Annotated in this window: 16 protein-coding genes; 6 read left to right on the plus strand and 10 right to left on the minus strand. The window is 38.7% G+C overall.

Features of this window, described 5'->3' with window-relative positions:
- Window positions 1-187: 187 nt before the first annotated feature.
- The gene (locus F2A31_RS11790; protein ID WP_407643265.1) at window positions 188-910 is read right to left on the minus strand and encodes an alpha/beta hydrolase family protein; all 723 of its coding nucleotides are present in this window, start codon (window positions 908-910) and stop codon (window positions 188-190) included.
- 173 nt (window positions 911-1,083) lie between these two features.
- Between F2A31_RS11790 and F2A31_RS11795 the strand changes: the two genes are divergently transcribed.
- A complete protein-coding gene (locus F2A31_RS11795) occupies window positions 1,084-1,665 on the plus strand; it encodes a peroxiredoxin (RefSeq protein ID WP_150026532.1) in 582 nt (193 codons plus the stop codon).
- Window positions 1,666-1,707: 42 nt separating this feature from the next.
- On the opposite strand, the gene ftn is transcribed toward F2A31_RS11795, so the two are convergent.
- On the minus strand, window positions 1,708-2,172 hold the full coding sequence (gene ftn, locus F2A31_RS11800) for a heteropolymeric bacterioferritin subunit Ftn (RefSeq protein ID WP_004638102.1): 465 nt from the start codon (window positions 2,170-2,172) through the stop codon (window positions 1,708-1,710).
- A 352-nt stretch (window positions 2,173-2,524) separates the two neighbouring features.
- Between ftn and F2A31_RS11805 the strand changes: the two genes are divergently transcribed.
- A complete protein-coding gene (locus F2A31_RS11805; RefSeq protein WP_005081429.1) occupies window positions 2,525-3,580 on the plus strand; it encodes an SDR family oxidoreductase in 1,056 nt (351 codons plus the stop codon).
- 55 nt (window positions 3,581-3,635) lie between these two features.
- Here the strand turns inward: F2A31_RS11805 and ligA are convergent, their stop codons facing one another.
- From ligA to F2A31_RS11830, 5 genes are all read right to left on the minus strand, one after another.
- Entirely contained in the window at window positions 3,636-5,666 is a 2,031-nt protein-coding gene (gene ligA / locus F2A31_RS11810) for an NAD-dependent DNA ligase LigA (protein WP_150026533.1), read from the minus strand.
- Between the two features lie 72 nt (window positions 5,667-5,738).
- On the minus strand, window positions 5,739-6,779 hold the full coding sequence (locus tag F2A31_RS11815; RefSeq protein ID WP_150026534.1) for a cell division protein ZipA C-terminal FtsZ-binding domain-containing protein: 1,041 nt from the start codon (window positions 6,777-6,779) through the stop codon (window positions 5,739-5,741).
- Between the two features lies 1 nt (window position 6,780).
- Complete coding sequence (gene smc, locus F2A31_RS11820) at window positions 6,781-10,230, minus strand: chromosome segregation protein SMC (RefSeq protein ID WP_150026535.1); 3,450 nt, start codon at window positions 10,228-10,230, stop codon at window positions 6,781-6,783.
- 10 nt (window positions 10,231-10,240) lie between these two features.
- Window positions 10,241-10,936 (minus strand): GntR family transcriptional regulator, encoded by a 696-nt coding sequence (locus F2A31_RS11825; RefSeq protein ID WP_150026536.1) that lies wholly within the window; start codon window positions 10,934-10,936, stop codon window positions 10,241-10,243.
- Between the two features lie 369 nt (window positions 10,937-11,305).
- Complete coding sequence (locus F2A31_RS11830; protein WP_150026537.1) at window positions 11,306-12,106, minus strand: sulfite exporter TauE/SafE family protein; 801 nt, start codon at window positions 12,104-12,106, stop codon at window positions 11,306-11,308.
- A 25-nt stretch (window positions 12,107-12,131) separates the two neighbouring features.
- Here F2A31_RS11830 and F2A31_RS11835 point away from each other — a divergent pair, with 25 nt between their 5' ends.
- Both F2A31_RS11835 and F2A31_RS11840 read left to right on the plus strand, forming a co-directional pair.
- Window positions 12,132-12,887 (plus strand): biotin--[acetyl-CoA-carboxylase] ligase, encoded by a 756-nt coding sequence (locus F2A31_RS11835; RefSeq protein WP_150026538.1) that lies wholly within the window; start codon window positions 12,132-12,134, stop codon window positions 12,885-12,887.
- A 14-nt stretch (window positions 12,888-12,901) separates the two neighbouring features.
- A complete protein-coding gene (locus F2A31_RS11840) occupies window positions 12,902-13,645 on the plus strand; it encodes a pantothenate kinase (protein ID WP_150026539.1) in 744 nt (247 codons plus the stop codon).
- 65 nt (window positions 13,646-13,710) lie between these two features.
- On the opposite strand, the gene ffh is transcribed toward F2A31_RS11840, so the two are convergent.
- Window positions 13,711-15,120 (minus strand): signal recognition particle protein, encoded by a 1,410-nt coding sequence (ffh, locus tag F2A31_RS11845; RefSeq protein ID WP_150026540.1) that lies wholly within the window; start codon window positions 15,118-15,120, stop codon window positions 13,711-13,713.
- A gap of 147 nt (window positions 15,121-15,267) precedes the next feature.
- On the opposite strand from ffh, the gene F2A31_RS11850 reads away from it, so the two are divergent.
- Both F2A31_RS11850 and F2A31_RS11855 read left to right on the plus strand, forming a co-directional pair.
- Window positions 15,268-16,077 (plus strand): cytochrome C assembly family protein, encoded by an 810-nt coding sequence (locus F2A31_RS11850; protein WP_150026541.1) that lies wholly within the window; start codon window positions 15,268-15,270, stop codon window positions 16,075-16,077.
- Window positions 16,078-16,157: 80 nt separating this feature from the next.
- A complete protein-coding gene (locus tag F2A31_RS11855; protein WP_150026542.1) occupies window positions 16,158-17,087 on the plus strand; it encodes a tRNA dihydrouridine synthase in 930 nt (309 codons plus the stop codon).
- Between the two features lie 138 nt (window positions 17,088-17,225).
- Here the strand turns inward: F2A31_RS11855 and F2A31_RS11860 are convergent, their stop codons facing one another.
- On the minus strand, window positions 17,226-18,218 hold the full coding sequence (locus F2A31_RS11860; protein ID WP_150026543.1) for a DUF6160 family protein: 993 nt from the start codon (window positions 18,216-18,218) through the stop codon (window positions 17,226-17,228).
- A 167-nt stretch (window positions 18,219-18,385) separates the two neighbouring features.
- Window positions 18,386-19,162, minus strand: coding sequence for a DUF4882 family protein (locus F2A31_RS11865; protein ID WP_150026544.1), 777 nt, complete (start codon window positions 19,160-19,162; stop codon window positions 18,386-18,388).
- Window positions 19,163-19,234: the final 72 nt, after the last annotated feature.

The raw sequence follows: 19,234 nt of genomic DNA on the forward strand, positions 1-19,234 counted from the left end.
GTTTTGTGGATGACAATGCCTTTGCCTACTTTGGGCAAAACCAAAGTAGGGCGAACCGCAGGTTTATCCTACCATCTGATGAGAGTTCTGTAAGACTCTGCTGAAATCTACATTTAAAAACATTCTACAATATCTTAAACTTGTCAAAATCTAAAATATATTGCGAGAACTTTCAATTCAAGCAAGATTAAACCGTCATTTGAATAAAATCTTCAATTACTTGCACAGTCTTCTCCACCATAAAACATGGAAAACCATGCGAAGCCCCTTCAATAGAAATAACAGATAGATTTTTTGCAGCTAAATTCTGGATATTTTGAGCAACTTGGTAAGGAACTAAAGCATCATGCTCTGCGAAGACATGTAACTTCCTACCTTGATAATTTTCACACAAACCAACCAAATTTAATTTCTCTAACAACTGCAACCCATCCCGAAGCAATGCAATCGGTTGCGGACGAATCAATTTCTGCATGGCCAAGAAATCTTTTTTAGCAGAACTTGCACCTTGGCACACCAATAAACCAAAACGTTTTAGCGTGGTAATCGCATCCTGTTCAAATGATTGTTTGAACTGCATAAAAGTTTCTACTGGCATAGCTGTCGTCCAATCCGCTTGAGCGACAAAACATGGATTAGATGCCAAGGTGATTAACGTCTTCTGTTCTGCATATTGTTGCTGGATGTGATCGACTAATATTGTTGCCAGTTGACCACCCAATGACCATCCCACAATGACATCAAATTTTACTGCAAGCTCAACATGCTGTTGTAGGATTTCATGATCTAGCGCATTAAAGATATTAATTCGTTCAACGATATATCCTTTTTGCTCCAATCCGTCATGTAAAGGTTTTAATAATTCAGATCCACCACCCCATCCAGTGATGAGTAAAATTTTATACTTCAACTTATAACCCAATCATTCAAACTTAAAAAAATTATATCTTCTTTTCACATCACTATTTTCTAGATCTATCAATAGTTTTGTTAGATAAAACGTAAAATAACTATAAAAAATTTACTAACACATCAAATTTCTAAATTTGCTAAAGTAGATTTCTATCATACGTTGAGATCATGATGATGAATACAATAAAGTCCAAAGTTCTTATAGTGTGTAGTTCACTGTTTTTATTGACTACACCCAGTTTAAGCTCCGCACAAAATACTTTGTTTTCTAAACAGAATACAGCACAAAAAGAATGGGTTGGACACTCAGCACCAGATTTCAAATTACAAGATCAAGATGGAAAATGGCATACCCTAGATCAATATAAAGGTAAATGGATCGTACTTTATTTTTACCCTAAAGATGACACAGCTGGATGTACTCAAGAAGCCAATCAATTCAAAGCACTCTACCCTGAGTTTTTACAATCAAATGCTGTTGTACTAGGCGCGAGTTTAGACGATGTTGCTTCACATCAAAAATTTTCAGAAAAGCTAGGCTTACCCTTTCCAATTCTGGCAGATGAAAAAGGAACGCTTGCTGGAAAATTTGGCATCGTAAGAAATCTAGGCATTACTAAAATCGCCAAACGAGAAAGCTTTCTGATTGATCCAAAAGGTGCGGTGATATATCACTATACGAGTGTTAATACACAAACTCATGCTGATCAGGTTTTAAAAGACCTAAAAACCTTGCAAAAAAATAAATCATGATTGTATCAAAAACTCAGCCAAGGCTGAGTTTTTTCAAATATCTTACATTTGAGATTGAATATAGTTTTGTAAACCAATTAACTCAATTAATCGCAACTGTTTTTCTAACCAATAGGTGTGATCTTCTTCCGTATCTGAAAGTTGCTGACGCAACATATCTCGGCTAATAAAATCACCTTTCTCTTCACACAACTTAATACCTATCGCTAGTTTCTCACGAACATGATATTCAAGTGCTAAATCTGCTTTTAAACAACTTACAACATCCGTACCAACATTGATGTCTTCGCGGTTCATATTTGGTTTTGCTTCTAAAAAAAGAACACGACGAATAATCGCATCAGCATGAGATGCTTCTTCTTGCATTTCATGGTCAATACGCTCATAAATCTTGGTTAAACCCCAATCTTCATACATTCTTGAATGAATTAAATATTGATCACGAGCAGCCAATTCACCGCCAATGAGCATATTTAAATAGTCGACGACTTCTGGATTGCCACGCATAATATTTACTCCTATCGATTACCGTTATTATGCGTAAGTTTGAATAAAATTGCAAAAACCAAAACACGTAAACCTATGATTTTTATAAAATTAAAATGAGAAACATACGCATTTACAGTTTTAATTAATCCAATTTATTGAAATAAAATAAGTGCTTGCAATCAACTCATGTATTCAAATACATGTGAAAGATCAAAAACCGCTTTATTTTAATTTTTGTAACGGTTAGCAATGCTTCTTATTTAACTCATTTTTCAAGTAAAAAAGGTAAGAAATTCTTTCAACCATTGTGTATTTAGATAAAATTCGCTAAATAGAATCACTTACAAAAAGTATCATGCGGATATACAAAATGGATAAAAGCAAACCGATTTTAGTTACTGGGGCAACCGGTTATATTGCGGGTTGGATTATTGAACGACTTTTGAATCAAGGATACATCGTTCATGCAACGGTTCGAGATCCATCAAAAAAGGATAAAATCCAACATCTGTACGACATCGCTGAAAAATCCTCAGGGCAAATTCATTTTTTTAAAGCAGACTTACTACAAGCAGGCGCATTTGATGAATCAATGAAAGGATGTGAAATCGTGATTCACACCGCCTCACCTTTCGTTGTGACCAACTATAAAGATGCGGTCAAAGATATTATTGAACCAGCTGTAATCGGTACTGAGAATGTACTAAACAGCGTCAATCGAACTGAATCAGTCAAACGTGTGGTACTGACATCAAGTATTGCATCAACTTATGGCGATGCGATTGAAATCCTTGATACTAAAAACAATGAATTTGATGAAAGCCACTGGAACAATACCAGCAGTGAAACACATCAACCTTATCCATTCTCAAAGGTTGCAGCAGAACGTAAGGCTTGGGAAATGGCTGAACAACAAAATCGTTGGGATTTAGTCTGCATTAATCCAGCATTGGTGATGGGACCATCATTAACTGCGAATACACAATCAGGTAGTGTTGAAGTTTTACAACAATTTGCCAATGGTATGACCTTACTCGGTGTACCGCCCATGTGGAATGGCATCGTTGATGTCCGTGATGTAGCTGATGCGCATATTCAAGCAGCAAGTAACACCAATGCAAAAGGACGCTATATTATCAGTGGTGGAACTTTAAGTTTATTGGAAATGGGAAAAATCTTACGTCAGAATTTTGGCAATCGTTTTCCTTTTCCTCGTAATCAATTACCAAAATCAGCATTTAAATTATTTGGACCATTCGCTGGATTTTCGAGATCATTCGTTGAACTCAATATGGGTTATCCAATTTATTTTAATGCGCAAAAGAGTCAACAAGAGCTGGGAATACAATACCGAGATATTGAATCTAGCGTCGTTGAACACTTTCAACAATTACTCGATGATGGTGTCGTTAAAAAATATCTTTAACTCATCAAAAAGCCGCTTTTAAAGCGGCTTTTATTTGTTCAAATCTTCAACTCAATTAGGCTTGATATTGAGCCAAAAAATCTAAAAATTCTTGCTCATTCATTACTCGAATTTCTAATTTTTGCGCTTTTTCTAATTTACTGCCCGCTTTCTCACCCGCAACTACACATTTGGTTTTACTGGAAACACTGTTACTTACTCGAGCACCCAGCGCTTGGAGACGTTGTGTTGCCTCATCACGCCCCATACTTTCCAACGTTCCTGTGACGACCCAACTCTCACCATTTAATGGCTGACGAGTCGGTGCTGTTGGTGCATCCCAATGAATACCGGCTGCCATTAAACGATCTAACACTTCAATATTATGCGGTGCTTGGAAAAAGTCAGCGATCCATTCAGCAGTAATATCACCAACATCAGGCGTTTTCTTAAGTGCTTCAACATCAGCTGCTTTCAAAGCATCCAAGGTCTGAAACGTATTGGCGAGCATACGTGCTGTCGTTTCACCAACACCACGAATACCTAAGCCATAAATAAAACGGGCTAATGTGGTTTTCTTACTGGCTTCAATTGCATCAATCAGATTCTGTACAGACTTCTCGCCCATCTTCTCGATCGTCAGAAGCTTTTCACGATGTGTATGTAAGTGATAAATATCAGCCACATCTTTCAGTAAATCGAGATGTAACAATGACTCAACCCAACGATCACCCAAACCCTCGATATCTAAGGCCTTACGTGAAACAAAGTGTCGAATAGCTTCAATACGTTGCGCAGCACAATACAAACCACCTGAACAACGTGCTAAAGCTTCGCCTTCTGGCATTATAATTGGTGAATTACATACTGGGCAGTATGATGGTAATTGAATAAGTTCATATTCTTTATTTGGCAAACGTAAATCAAACTTTACGCTTTTAATTTTAGGGATAACATCACCTGTTCGATATACCTCGACTTTATCTCCAATACGGACATCTAAACGATGAATCTCTCCAATATTATGCAATGTGGCATTAGAAATAGTTGTGCCACCCACAAAAATTGGTACTAAGCGGGCTACAGGAGTCAAAATTCCAGTTCTTCCAACTTGCCAATCTATTTGTCTAATTTCTGTAGTTTTAGATTCGGCAGGAAATTTATAAGCGACTGCCCATCTAGGTGCTCTACTAATGAAACCTAATTGCTTTTGCTGTTCAAGGCTATTTACCTTAATAACCATGCCATCAATTTCTACAGCTAAATTTGATCTTTCAACAATTAGCTGTTCATATTTTTTTTGTGCATCTTGAATACTATCCACGACCCAATGATCATAATTTTCAAAGCCAAAATGCTTTAACCATTCTAAATTATCACCGATAGTATCAACATTATTATCAGGAATACATTGTGCAACACCATACGCATAAAATGCTAATGGACGAGTTTTTGTAATCTGAGAATCTAGTTGCCTCAAGCTCCCCGCAGCAGCATTTCGTGGATTAGCAAATTCTTTTTCACCACGTTTCTTTAGATGCCTATTCAACTTTTTAAATCCAGCTTTGGGCATTAACACTTCGCCACGGACTTCTAATAATTGTGGGATAGGCTGATCTCTAGAAGATAATATTTTAGGCAAATTACGAATGGTTTTAACATTTTGAGTGATGTCTTCACCTGTTTCACCATCACCGCGCGTTACACCACGGACTAAAACGCCATTTTCATACCACAGTGAAATCGCTAACCCATCAAACTTAAGTTCAACATCATATTGAATTTTTTGGTTGGGTAATCGTTCTTCAACACGATTAGCAAATGCAAGAAGTTCATCTTCTTCGAATACATTATTCAAAGATAACATTGGAACAACGTGAGTCACACTTTCAAATTTCGACAGTGCTTGCCCCCCCACTTTATTGGTTGGGGTATCCGCTTGGATGCATTCAGGGTATTGTTGTTCTAATGCTTTAAGCTGATGAAATAAATGGTCATATTCACTATCTGAAATTGAAGGTTGATCCATCACATAGTAAGCATGATTGTGTTTTGCAATGAGCTGAATCAATTGACGCATTTGCTCAATCACTGAATTATGTTCCATTTACTTTTCACCATATAAAAGGGCGGAAAAACCGCCCTATAACTTTTTACTCAATTCATTATAAAAGATTAATTAGGTCGCTGCTTGATTTGAACGATAGTCAATCACATGATGACGCCAATGTTCTTTCAATTGCGGTGTAAATTCTAAGTTATTTTCATCATAGACTTTACCATCTACTTCACGCGCAATTAAACCTGCAATACTGGTCATCATGTCATAACCCGTAACAGCTTTGCTATTCGGTAAAGCCAAGAAAAATGCTAAGCCCTGAACTTGTTCACCTGACAATGTTTCCAAATCAAAACCTGCAGGCCCATGATCGGTAATGCGTAAGACAGAGAACATTAAAGCACTTGGCTCATCGGTATTTTCATAACGATGGAAGCAAGACATTTCACCATAGCGCAAACCATATTTGAGTAAAACTTTTAACGCTTTATCACCAGATAAGGCACGGCGAGGATTTGGATACACATTTAATGCAATAATCTGTTCAGCTGTAGCTAATGCACTTTCATCATCATAACGTTGTTGTTCATGCAAATGTACATCCAGAATATTGCTTTCTCCATCAAATTCAGCGATTTCAACCGTTTCAATATTAGGATTTAAACTCAGCTCTGGTTCAGCTTTAACTTGCTCTGACTGAGTTTCCTCAATGGTTTTATCAGATTCCTCAACCGTCACAACTTGTTCGGTGAGCAATGGGTCAGTTTCTGTCGTTTCCTGTGTCAATTTCTCTTCTTCAGTACCTGTTTCCGAAGTAACTGCAACCTCACTGCTGGTGTCTTCGGCTTTCTCATCTAGCTGTTGTTCGACTTTTTCTTCAACACTCACCTCTTGTTTTGGTGATTCATTGTGTGGTTCGACCTCAACCTCTTCATCATTTAAACGAGGTTCAACACGTTCAGTGCTTGGACTCACTACGTCATTTTGTAGCAGTTGGTCCCGTACATGACGAGGAATGACTGGCTGATTACTTTCAGGATTAATATGTAATTCTGCCTCTAATGAAGGTTCAACTGGTTTTGGTTTTCTTAAAATCATGGTCAAACCAACAAGCATAATCACAACGGCGACAACAATGCCTATTATTGTATTCACTTCCATACTAGGACTCCGCAACTAACCCGTATTCTTTTGCCTGTTCTAAATCAACAGTCACTAATTTTGATGTACCTGGCTCTGGCATGGTTACACCCAACAAATCTGTCGCCATTGTCATTGCCAATTTATTATGTGTAATGTAAATGAATTGCACTTGTTCAGAAAGCTCTTTTACCAAATTACAATACCGCTGCACATTTGCATCATCCAATGGCGCATCGACCTCATCCAAAACACAAAATGGTGCTGGATTTAATCTAAAGATCGCAAAAACCAAAGCCAAAGCAGTTAAAGTCTTTTCTCCACCTGAAAGTAGGGCCAAGGAACTATTCCGCTTACCAGGTGGACGCGCCATCAACTTTACACCTGATTGCCAATCATCTTCGAGGCTTAGAGTCGCTTCTCCACCACCAAACACTTTCGGAAACAACGTTTGTAACTCTTGATTGACCTGATCAAATGTTGTCATAAATAACTTACGTGTTTCCTGATCAATGCTCTTCATCGCGTCTTTGAGTTGGTCTACAGTATTTTGTAAATCCTGCATTTGATGATTAAGCTCATCAAAACGCTGAGAGACTTCCTCATATTCTTGTGAAGCTGCCAAATTCACCGCACCAATTTTTTCAAATTGTTGCTGTGCTTTTTCAAGTTTTTGCTGATGTTCTTTAATTTCAATCGATACGTCTTGGAGAGCCTCAGCATTTAATTCTTTTAGCTGATCGAGATAGTGCTCCCGATCAGACTTAGCTGCCTGCCAAGCTAAACGCTTTTTCTCCAACTGCTCACGCACTTGTTCATCTTTTTGTTGAGCTTGATGACGTTGCTCAGTCAAATGTTGCTGTTTTTCTTGAACCTGATTCAGCTCAAGCTGCCATTCACTCCAGTTTTTTTGCAATTTTTCTGTTTGTTGAAACTGCTCTTGAAACTGTGACTCTAAATTTGGAAGCTCCAATTGAATCGGATCAACAAATTTCTTTGCCTGCTCTATTTGCTCGATGATCTGTCGATATTGTGTTTTTAAGAAAGAAATATCTTTCTCTAATAATTCAATTTGCTGATTAGCCTGCGAGGTCTGACGGCGTAGTGTCTCACGTTGTTGCTGTTGTTGTGTGAGTTGCTGTTGCTGCTCATCTAACTGTTCATTTAGACTTTCAACCTGAAACTGCAAGGTTTTATAATTTGGTAATACGGCTTCTAATTTCAGTGCAAGTGCATGTAGATCAATCTCTAAATCATCACGCTGCATTGCATCTTCTTCGAGCTGTACATCCAACTGTTTAAGTTGATCTGCTAACTGTTGCTGCTGTACCACAAATGCCTGTGCCGTACTTTGTAGCTTGGCAATTTGCACATCGAGTTGTTGTAATTCTTTTTGCTTTTGCTTCAGACTTTGCTGTTGTTGCTGTAAGGTCAGCTGTTGCTGCTGCAAGCTTTGCTGTTGTTGCGAAAATTGATTTTCCAAATCAAGCAATTGTGGCTGCTTTTCTGCAAGTTGCTGTTCGATTTCCTCTAAACGCACTTGATGGCTTAGCACGCCCTGTGCACTTTGACTATCTTCATCATAATGCAGGCCAATCATCCAATCCGCACCAATATGATAACCATCAAGCGTCAGAATTGATTGTGCATGATTAAGATCAGACTGATAACCCAATGCTGTCGTTAAATCATCTGCAACGGCAACATTTGCCCAGAGCGAAGATTGAGGAGCTTCAATAAAATCACTTAAACACCGCAGTTGTTGTATTTGAATCTTTTGCTGCGTAGATGATTTTAACTGACGCGCCACATCTTCTTGGAATGTTTGTCCACTCTCAATCAGTTGTGCTTGCAACCATTTAGCTAAAAATTTCTCAATGATCACAGCATGAGCTTTGCCTTGAGCAGTTAAACGCAAGCTTTGCATCAATCGAACTGCATTCTGATCATGCTTTGGACTTTGTTTTGCAACGAATTGATTTAAGTTTTTTTGTTCAGCCAATAAAACCTGAATCTCTGTTTTTAGGCTTTGTAGATCCGTCTTATTTAACTGTTGCTGATCTTGCTGTGTCTGTACCTCGTACTGTAACTGGTCAATTGCAGTTTCTAACAGAACAATTTCCTGCTGCAATTGTTGCTGTAATTGTTCGAGCTGTTCTTTCTCATCATTCTGAACTTGTGCACGAATCTGACTGGTTTGTGCTTGTAAGGTCTGCTTTTGTTGTTCAAGCCTTAAAACATTTTTCGTCAATTGCTCAATTTGCGCTGCCATTTGCAACTTTTTTTGCTGTTGCTGCTCAACTTGAGTCTTGAGTTGCTCAAATTGCTGCTGGGCTTGTTTTTGCTGGGCTTGAACATCCGTAAAGTTTTGCTCAGATGATTGCGTTTGCTGTTCTAATGCCAGCAATGTTTCATTTTGCTCATCAAACTGAGTGCTAAGGGTTTCTACCTGTAACTCTGATAATTGTAAGCGCTCTTTGGTTTGAAGCTTTTGCTGCTCAAGTTGAGCCAAACTACTACTATTTTGCTGAAATAGACTTTGTTTCTGCTCCAGTGTCATTTTCAACTCAGCAAGTTTTTTCTCTGCCTGCTGCCATTCCTGCTGCAAAGGCGATGATTGCTGAATTAAACGCTGGAATAATGCACTGGTCGCTTCTAGGTCATGCTCAATCGTATTTGACTCAGAACGAACCAATTTGAAACGCTCACCAAGATCTGTCATTTCAACTGTATATTCTTGTTGTAACTTGTGACTTTGATTGGCTTGAAAAGAAAGGATTTCAATTTTTAAATGACGAATTTGGCTTTCTAGCGTTTTATATTGAATTGCAGCTTCAGACTGACGTTTTAAGGTTCTTAGCTGTGATTTTAACTCGACAGCGATATCTTCTAAACGCGCTAGATTCTGTTCGGTATGTTCTAAATGCTGTAGCGTCTCACGACGACGTGCCTGATAGCGGGAAACACCTGCCGCTTCTTCAATAAACACACGCATTTCTTCAGGTTTGGCTTCGACTAGACGGCTAATCATGCCCTGCTCAATCACCGCATAAGAACGCGGCCCCAAGCCTGTACCCAAGAAAATATCGGTAATATCACGACGACGACATCGTGTACCATTTAAGAAGTATTCTGACTTACCTTCACGCGTGACTTGGCGACGAACAGCAAGCTCATTGTAAGCATTATAAGCGCCGCCTAATTTGCCATAGGTATTATCAAAACGAAGTTCTACACTGGCCACACCGACAGGCTTTCGCTTGGATGTCCCTGTGAAAATAACATCCTGCATACTACCGCCACGCAATTGACGTGCGTTGGACTCGCCCATAACCCAACGAATCGCATCAATGACATTCGACTTTCCACAACCGTTCGGCCCAACAACCGCAGTACGGTTGGCCTTAAAATGTAAAGTGGTACTATCGGCAAAAGATTTAAAGCCTGAAAGTTTTAAACTGCTTAAACGCATACTGCCCTAACTAACGGCGTGAGCGTCTCGCCCAAGCCAATTCAATCTGTTTCATACGTGTCAGAGATTCCAACACAAGGTTACGCAAGTGTCGACAAAAATCTTCCATAAATAAAGCAGCTTGTTGTGATTTTCGGATCAAAATAGCATCAATCACGAGCTTAAATAGCGTAAATGATTCTTGCAGCTCACGACGTGAGGTATTTAAGGTCAAAAAATAACTACGACGCAGAGATGGCAACAGTTCTTTATAGAACTGCATGAGATATGGATTTGCCACCATGTCATGTTGTTCTGCTAAATAATTAAAAATTGCGTCATAGAATTTCTCGATATCCCCTGCTCTTACGAATTCAACCAACTGATCTAACATGGCTTGTAGTTGTTCAGCTTCGTTAACACGCCATGTCTCACTAATCCGCTGCACAATATGCCCAAGCACCATGACATTAGTATCAAACAAGGCTTTAACCTGTTGTGCTGACATTTCAGAAACAATCGCACCACGACGTGGGAAAATTTCGATCAGATAAGTACGTTCTAGTAATAATAATGCTTCACGGACAGAACCCCGACTGACATCCAATTCTTTAGCGATACGTAATTCTTGGATGCGTTCACCCTCAACCAACTCACCGCTAATGATTTGTTCACTAATATATTTTGCAATCTGTTCAGAAAGACTATCAGCCTCTTCAAGATTCATGGGCCCCTCGCTATCTTTGTTATACGCATTGTCCAATGCTATTTGCGCTTTTTTGTTTTAACTGATCTTGCGCTATAAATTCTATATCATTGTCTGACAATTTTATTGCTTTTTAAGCCAATGCAAAGGGAAAAAACCATTTTCCCTTCTATTTTCAGTAAAAACCTTAACTTTTCTATTTTTAATATCAAATATTTATGTATTAATTTTAGCGATCAACCATACATCTGAAATATAGAATCAACAAAAATATTTATTGATACAAATCACACTAAATAAAATTTAATCAAAATAAGTCACATAAAATACATATTCATCTAGGTAATTTCCAATAGGTGCACAAAAGCTGCATTTTTTTAACCAAAGGGCTTAAAAAAGCCCTTTATATACAAAATAACAGCCTACTGTGACCAACAGCCCTGCAAAACATTTTTTTAACATCGCTGGAGACAAACGGTGTGCCACGCGTGCACCGACTTTCGCTGTAATAAAGCTCATTATGCTAATGCCTATAAAAGCATAAATATGAACATAACCAATGGTATTTGGCACCTCTACTTGCTGTTTAGTACCAAACCACATAAACCCCACTGCACCAGCAACCGCAATCGGTAAACCACATGCCGCAGAAGTTGCGACTGCTTTTTGCATTACCACACCATATCGATTCAAGAAAGGAACTGTTAAGCTCCCCCCACCGATACCAAAAATTGCAGATGCGGCCCCAATTCCGCCTCCAGCAGCAAATTGAATCGGTGCAGATGGTAAATGGCGATTTGGGTCTACTACACCATGTGCACCTCTAAACATCTTAAATGCCATCCAAATTGCAAATATACCGATCACCAATTGCAAATGCTGACCAGACATAAGATCTGCAATGCCAGCACCTAAAAATGAACCTAAAACCAAACCCGGTGCTAAATTACGAAAAACCGACCACAAGACTGCCCCTTTTTTATGATGAGCCATCACTGAACTGATCGAAGTCACAATAATCGTCGCCAAAGATGTTCCTACGGCAATATGCATGATGACGTTAGGGTCATAGTTCAGTTGAGTAAAGACAATATATAAAATTGGAACAATAATTAATCCACCACCCACACCAAATAGCCCTGCGGTAAATCCAGCAATTGCACCAATCAACAAATATATGATTAACTCCATAAATACATGACCACTCTACTTAAAAATGATGGATGATTTCGTAACACGTCAACTACAGCAATTGCTTAGTGCCAAAGGCCAATTTCCCGAAGTGGTTTTACTTAAAACCAAAACCACCTCAACCAATGATGATATGCGTGAAATTGCTCAAAAAGGCATAAGCACAGGATTGGTGTGCAGTGAACAACAAACTCAAGGTCGAGGTCAACACCAAAGAGTTTGGTCATCACCAGAAGGAAATATTTATTTAAGTACACTCATTCAAAGTAAAACAGCTTTAGATGGCCGCCTTGCACTTGAAGTTGCGTTAAATATTTTACAAATGCCAACTCTACGTGGTTTAACTCTACAAATAAAATGGCCCAATGATTTATATAGTCCCCAAGGTAAATGGGGAGGAATTCTGGTTGAACCGTTATCCAGCAATCAAGCAATCGTCGGGGTGGGTATTAACCTCAATACGCCACCTGTTGAAAATGCTGATCAACCCATCACATCACTACACATGTTAGGTTTACATCAAATTGACCGACTTGCATTGATTGCAGAGTTATACACAGCAATTCAACAAGCAACCCAATGGTTTGAGCATGGCTCTTATAACTTGGCTGAACGCTTCAATCATCATGCGATTTGGATCAACCAACACGTTGAATTTGAACACACTCAAGGTAAAGTTCAAGGAATTTTTCAAGGGATTTCAAATGATGGTGCTGTCCTCATTCAGACAGACCAAACACAAACTTTTTATCAAGGTCGGTTAAGACTTGCATCTCTCTAAGGAATAAACCACTTATGAAAAGTTTATGGCTAGACATTGGCAATACACGCCTCAAATACTGGATGACCGAAGGTGAACATGTATTTGAGCATGCTGCTGAACTACACTTGCAATCACCTGCAGATCTACTCTTGGGTTTGATTCAACATTTTCGTCACCAAAACCTTAGTCGTGTCGGCATTTCTTCCGTCTTAGATTATGAAAATAATCAACGTATTCAAAGTATTCTTAGTATTCTTGATATACCCGTCATTTTTGCAAAAGTGCATGCAGATTATGCAGGTCTAAAATGTGGCTATGATGTGCCAAGCCAACTCGGTATTGATCGTTGGTTACAAGTTTTGGCTGTTGCCCAAACAAATGAAAACTATTGTGTAATTGGTTGTGGAACCGCATTAACAATCGACTTAGTAGAGGGTATGCAGCATCTCGGTGGGTACATTTTACCTAACTTATATTTGCAACGAGATGCACTCATCCAAAATACCAAAGGCATTAAAATTCCTGATTCTGCTTTTGATAATTTAAAACCCGGACACAACACTGTCGATGCCGTCCATCATGGCATTTTATTGGGACTAATCAGTAGCATTGATCAAATTATGCAGCAATCTCCGAAAAAGCTCATTTTAACAGGTGGAGATGCGAATTTATTTGCGAAGTTCCTGAATCATTATCAACCACGAGTTGAATCAGATTTGCTACTAAAGGGCTTACGACAATATGTTCAACTCAATTCAACTTTGAGTAATGTCTAAATAACCATAAAAAACTAGAAAAATTTAAAAAGGCGCATTATGCGCCTTTTTAAATTGCTGGTGAATTATTTTTTGGAATCATTATTTCCAAATAACGGTCCCATACCACCGCCACCACCAAATTGTTTTTGCATATTGCCTAGTGATTTAAGCATCTTGCTCATACCTGATGGATTGGCGAACTTCTTCATCATTTTCGCCATCTGAGCTTGCTGTTTAATGAGTTTATTTACTTCAGCGACATCCATACCACAACCTGCAGCAATACGCTTTTTACGACTTGGATTCATCAAATCAGGGTTACGACGCTCTTTAATCGTCATCGACTGAATGATTGCTTCCATACGTTTCACTTGCTTTTCTGGGTTTGCTTTTTCAATCGCCTCTTGGATACCTGAGTTACTCATACCTGGCAACTTGTCCAAGAAGCCCATCATGCCGCCCATTTTACTCATTTGCTCAAATTGCATCAGCATATCTTCAAAGTTGAAGGTACCGCCCTTTTGCAATTTTTTCGCCATTTTTTCGGCTTTTTCTTTGTCGATCTTGCGTTCAACTTCTTCGACCAAAGAAAGGACGTCACCCATACCCAAGATACGTTGTGCAACACGGTCTGGATGGAATGGTTCAAGCGCATCCAGTTTCTCACCAATACCCAAGAACTTGATTGGCTTGCCTGTGATAGCACGAACAGAAAGTGCAGCACCACCGCGTGCATCACCATCTGTTTTTGTCAGAATCACACCAGTAAGTGCTAATGCATCGTTAAATGCTTTTGCCGTATTCGCAGCATCCTGACCTGTCATCGCATCAACGACAAACAAAGTCTCTGTCGGCTTAACCGCAGCATGCAATTCTTTAATTTCATCCATCATGTCTTCATCGACATGGAGACGACCTGCAGTATCAACAATCAAAACATCAGCAAATTGAATCTTCGCTTGTTCAATCGCACGGTTGACAATATCAATTGGTCTTTCAGATGCTTGCGATGGAATAAAACCAACACCGACTTCGTTCGATACGGTTTCTAACTGCTTAATCGCTGCTGGGCGATACACGTCAGCAGAAACTGTCATTACTTTTTTCTTTTGGCGCTCTTTTAAAAAACGTGCCAATTTCGCGGCGGTTGTGGTTTTACCCGCACCTTGTAAACCAGCAAGGAGGACAACAACAGGTGGCTTAGCACTTAAATCTAAAGTTTCATTTGCCTCACCCATCATCTTGGTGAGTTCATCATAGACAATTTTTACAAATGCCTGACCAGGAGAAAGCTGTGTCATAACTTCTTGACCGAGTGCTTCTTCCTTCACCTTCGCGATAAATTCACGAGTTACAGGTAACGCCACATCGGCTTCAAGAAGTGCCATACGTACTTCACGTAGGGTATCTTTAATATTGTCTTCGGTCAGCTGCCCTGAGCCAGTAACATTTCTTAAACTCTGTGTGAGTCGTTCTGTTAAGGTATCAAACATTGCGAAATCCGCTTAAAATGGCTAGTTGCAAAAAAATCTTTCTTAAAATAGAAAATTTATGCATAAGATGCTATAGGATACTGTAGTTCGCAGCGAATTTATATCTTATATGGTGAATATTATTCATCCCCCTAAAAAAGGTTTGACATGATTAGTCTCCCCTTGGTTTACACAATTTTGGCACTTGTGGCTTATACCAGCTCTTTTTGGTATTTGTTTATTCGTCTAATGTCAAAACGTACACCAAATCTTTGGTGTTACGGTCTTCTTGTTAGTTTAGGACTGTTATTACACGGTGTAGTTCTCTATCAAGACATGATGACACCAATGGGCATCAACTATGATGTATTTAATCTCATCTCGTTCACCTCAGGGCTTATGCTCACCTTGAGTTTAATCCTTAGTCTGATTCGCCCGGTTTTACCTTTAAATCTAATTGGTACACCGGTTGCTGCATTTGGTTTGATTCTAGGATTTGTATATAGCAAACCAAATCAATTTATTGAGTTGCATAGCCTAGGATTAGATTTACATATTATTTTATCCCTTTCAGCCTATGCTGTACTTTTAATGGCAACCATTCATGCCGTTCTCTTGTGGTTCCAAGACAGAGAGCTGAAAAAAAAGCAAAAAAAACGGATTTGGGTCAATTTACTCCCACCATTCCAAGTGATGGAATCATTACTCTTTGATTTAATTATTACAGGTTTTGGTCTGCTTACTGCCGCTTTATTATTTGGCTTCTTTACCATTGATAATTTCTTTGCCCAACACCTTGCGCATAAAACTGCTTTTAGCATTATTTCGTGGTTTTTATATGGTGCTTTATTAATTGGACATTACAAATTTGGTTGGCGTGGACTTAAAGCCATTCGTTTTACGATTACAGGTTTTATCTTGCTCGCGATTGGTTTTATTGGCAGTAAATTTGTACTCGAAATGATCTTAGGACGTTAAGTATTCCATGTGTGAATAAACACTAGACAGCGTTTCTTAAAATGCGTATAACGCTGTTTTCGCTTAACTAGGTAACCACCGTGAAACTTGTACTTGCCCCAATGGAAGGTCTAACTGATCCCATCATGCGTGATGTTCTCACTCATGTGGGCAGCTTTGATTGGTGCGTGACCGAGTTTATTCGTATTACTGACAGTGTTCTTCCAGACCATATTTATTATAATTTTTGTCCCGAATTACAAACGGATGGCAAAACCGCTGCGGGTACACCGGTTCATGTTCAATTTCTAGGGAATAATCCCGATATGCTGGCAGCGAATGCCGCTAAAGTTGTTGAACTTGGCGCGCCAGCAATTGATCTCAATTTTGGTTGTCCAGCCAAAACGGTCAACCGCCATCGTGGTGGTTCAGTACTACTCGATGAACCTGAAACTGTTCATTTATTAGTAAAAGCCGTACGTGACGCTGTACCTTCTCACATCCCTGTTTCAGCCAAAATGCGTTTAGGTTATTTGGATGAGAATCATACGATGGAAAATGCTCATGCCATTGAAGATGCTGGTGCTAGTTGGTTAACCGTACATGCGAGAACCAAAGCGGATGGTTATACTCCGCCCGCATATTGGGAAAAAATCCAACCAATTACTGAAGCACTAAAGATTAATGTGATCGCCAATGGTGAAATTTGGAATAATACAGATGCTAAGGCATGTCTGACCCAATCTAACTGTACAGATCTTATGATTGGCCGAGGTGCTGTGACTACCCCAGATTTAACACAGTGTATCCGTCAAAATGTTGACCATGCTTTATTAAGTTGGCAAGATTTAGTTGAATTACAACATCGTTTTTTAAGTGGTCAATTTAAAACTGAAATTGGCATGATTGGTCGTTATAAACAATGGTTAGGTATGATGACCAAAGCATATCCTGAAGCACAAGAGCTTTGGGGACAAGTAAAGCGGCTAAAACAACTGGAGCAGATTATCGCCGCCCTTCAAACTGCTTAAATTTCCACAACGATATAGTCTCGTATCTACAAGTAAGTGCTATTAGTGCCTTATCCACACCAAAATCCTCGAATAAAAAAAGCGACTCTAAAGTAAATTACTTGAGTCGCTTTTGCTAAATAAAATAAAGAACTAAAATTATAAACCATTCACTCTCATTCTTAGATTCGTTACTGATGCGCCCGTCAAACCAAAACTTCCCATAGATGCATTTGGTAAATTATTAAATACATTTGCTTGCTGTGCGTTGTTCGTACCCAGTAACACATTATTTAATTGCAAATTAAATTTATCTGTTGTGCCTGCATGTCCAAAAACAAAGCCTCCAGGATTAGTACCGTTAGCACTTTCTATTCCAGCATAAAAACCTGTCAGACCAAAAGGAGAACCATTATGCCCAGTAAACTTAAAATCAAAACTTGCACCAATTGGAGCGGTAGTGGCATCACCAGATGTTGCGTAATCAGAGACCAGCATGATATTACAGCCATCACCCGCTCCACAAATCGAGTCAATTGCACCACCGAACTTGATCATATTTCCTTGCGGTGCTGAACCTAATTGGATATTCATGGTCGGTTTATTTGCAGCAAATACAATATCAATACCACCTAAACGTAAGATTTCTTTAACATCACTTTTAAGCAAAGTACCAGAACTAAATATGGAATTTTGTGTATAGGTTGTTCCACTAATACTAGATAAAGCGTTTGCGGCTGCTGCATAGACAGAGAATGGGGAAATTCGTATGCCTGTCACATTGTCATTAAATGCTAGACCAATATTTACAAATGCATTGCTTGCTGTACCTGCATCGGTATCTATCGTCGCACGAACACCTAACATGGTTTTTGAGCTACCATTTAAACCAGAAATCTTCACTGGAGCTTCTGAGCTTTGGCCAGCAACACCAGCAATCACCAATCCAGCTCGATTTGTATAATCTGTAGTCAGACCATCATTATCAATCATTGCTAATTGATTAAATTGAATATTGGATTCAACACCAATTGTTAGACCATCTTGTCCTGTCATTGCTGAAAGACTTTGATCATCCATCGGTTGCATTGCTAAAGTCAAAGGACTTATACACAGCAATGACAAACATCCTAGTTTTTTATTTTTATTCATTGCCCTCATCCATAGACAAATGTTTAAAATATGTACTCTAGCTTAGCATAATCTAGAAAAACCACAATGAGATACGTCCGAAAGTTAGTATTTTACTTTTGCCTGACTTTAATAAATAGCTCCGCCTTTTTAATGCAAGTTGGCCTTACTATCCAACCCTATGTAGATTAAAGAACTGCACCACACAAATCTTTTGTTCCAGCTGGGTATGTGAACTGCAATTGGCTTCTATCTAAAATCAATTCTTGAGATATTTCTTGACCGATGATGGAATTACCTACAGGGATTGCATATTGTCCTAAATTCATCTCAAAATAGTAATTTACTGGCTTTGTTGAAGCAGTCCCAACATACCCATAATTAATTCCATTAAAAATCATACCAACTTGTTTAGTATCCTGATTAATATAAATCCCTAACCTCTGATAACCTTTTGGCAAAATATTCACATCAAAAGACTTTCCCCCACCATTTCCTTGGGAAGTAGTGTTATTGTAAACAGCGGCTATTAGCATATTCTGATTTTTGCCTGGATCCCAATTATTTATATATGTAATCAATATAGCAAAAGGGCTTTGATCTTGCCCTTCCCCTCTCCCTATTGTAGGTAGAAATACGATATTACCTTCTCCAGAGATTGTAAAAGAAGGCAACTTGAATTGATATTCATAAGCAATAATTCCAGTCTGAGGCAACGGAATAGTATATCCATCTCCATTCTTAGCATAATAATTTAGTTTAGTTCCCATATCAGGGTTTGCAGCAACTGTATAAGAAGCCTTCATACCGTTAATACTTGGAAATTTCAAATTTGTGGAGCTTGAATTTGGATAAGACTGCTGTATCTGAGCTTCAGTTGCATTAAAACTGAAACTACACTGAGCCAATGCTGGATTAAAAATTATTGCGGTAAATAATGTTGTTATTGATAAAATTTTTCTCATACTTTTGTCCTGTATATATTTAAAATAATTATTTATAAAGCTCCCTTATTATCAGAGAGCTTGCTTTCATTT

Source organism: Acinetobacter suaedae (genome assembly GCF_008630915.1).
Taxonomy (GTDB): Bacteria; Pseudomonadota; Gammaproteobacteria; order Pseudomonadales; family Moraxellaceae; genus Acinetobacter; species Acinetobacter suaedae.

Bases quoted from the DNA above. Each gene is read 5' to 3' on its own strand.
- F2A31_RS11860 (WP_150026543.1), bottom strand. From the start codon at position 18,218: ATGAATAAAAATAAAAAACTAGGATGTTTGTCATTGCTGTGTATAAGT.
- F2A31_RS11830 (WP_150026537.1), bottom strand. From the start codon at position 12,106: ATGGAGTTAATCATATATTTGTTGATTGGTGCAATTGCTGGATTTACC.
- ligA (WP_150026533.1), bottom strand. From the start codon at position 5,666: ATGGAACATAATTCAGTGATTGAGCAAATGCGTCAATTGATTCAGCTC.
- F2A31_RS11840 (WP_150026539.1), top strand. From the start codon at position 12,902: ATGAAAAGTTTATGGCTAGACATTGGCAATACACGCCTCAAATACTGG.
- F2A31_RS11795 (WP_150026532.1), top strand. From the start codon at position 1,084: ATGATGAATACAATAAAGTCCAAAGTTCTTATAGTGTGTAGTTCACTG.
- F2A31_RS11825 (WP_150026536.1), bottom strand. From the start codon at position 10,936: ATGAATCTTGAAGAGGCTGATAGTCTTTCTGAACAGATTGCAAAATAT.
- F2A31_RS11805 (WP_005081429.1), top strand. From the start codon at position 2,525: ATGGATAAAAGCAAACCGATTTTAGTTACTGGGGCAACCGGTTATATT.
- smc (WP_150026535.1), bottom strand. From the start codon at position 10,230: ATGCGTTTAAGCAGTTTAAAACTTTCAGGCTTTAAATCTTTTGCCGAT.
- ftn (WP_004638102.1), bottom strand. From the start codon at position 2,172: ATGCGTGGCAATCCAGAAGTCGTCGACTATTTAAATATGCTCATTGGC.
- F2A31_RS11865 (WP_150026544.1), bottom strand. From the start codon at position 19,162: ATGAGAAAAATTTTATCAATAACAACATTATTTACCGCAATAATTTTT.
- ffh (WP_150026540.1), bottom strand. From the start codon at position 15,120: ATGTTTGATACCTTAACAGAACGACTCACACAGAGTTTAAGAAATGTT.
- F2A31_RS11850 (WP_150026541.1), top strand. From the start codon at position 15,268: ATGATTAGTCTCCCCTTGGTTTACACAATTTTGGCACTTGTGGCTTAT.
- F2A31_RS11835 (WP_150026538.1), top strand. From the start codon at position 12,132: ATGATGGATGATTTCGTAACACGTCAACTACAGCAATTGCTTAGTGCC.
- F2A31_RS11815 (WP_150026534.1), bottom strand. From the start codon at position 6,779: ATGGAAGTGAATACAATAATAGGCATTGTTGTCGCCGTTGTGATTATG.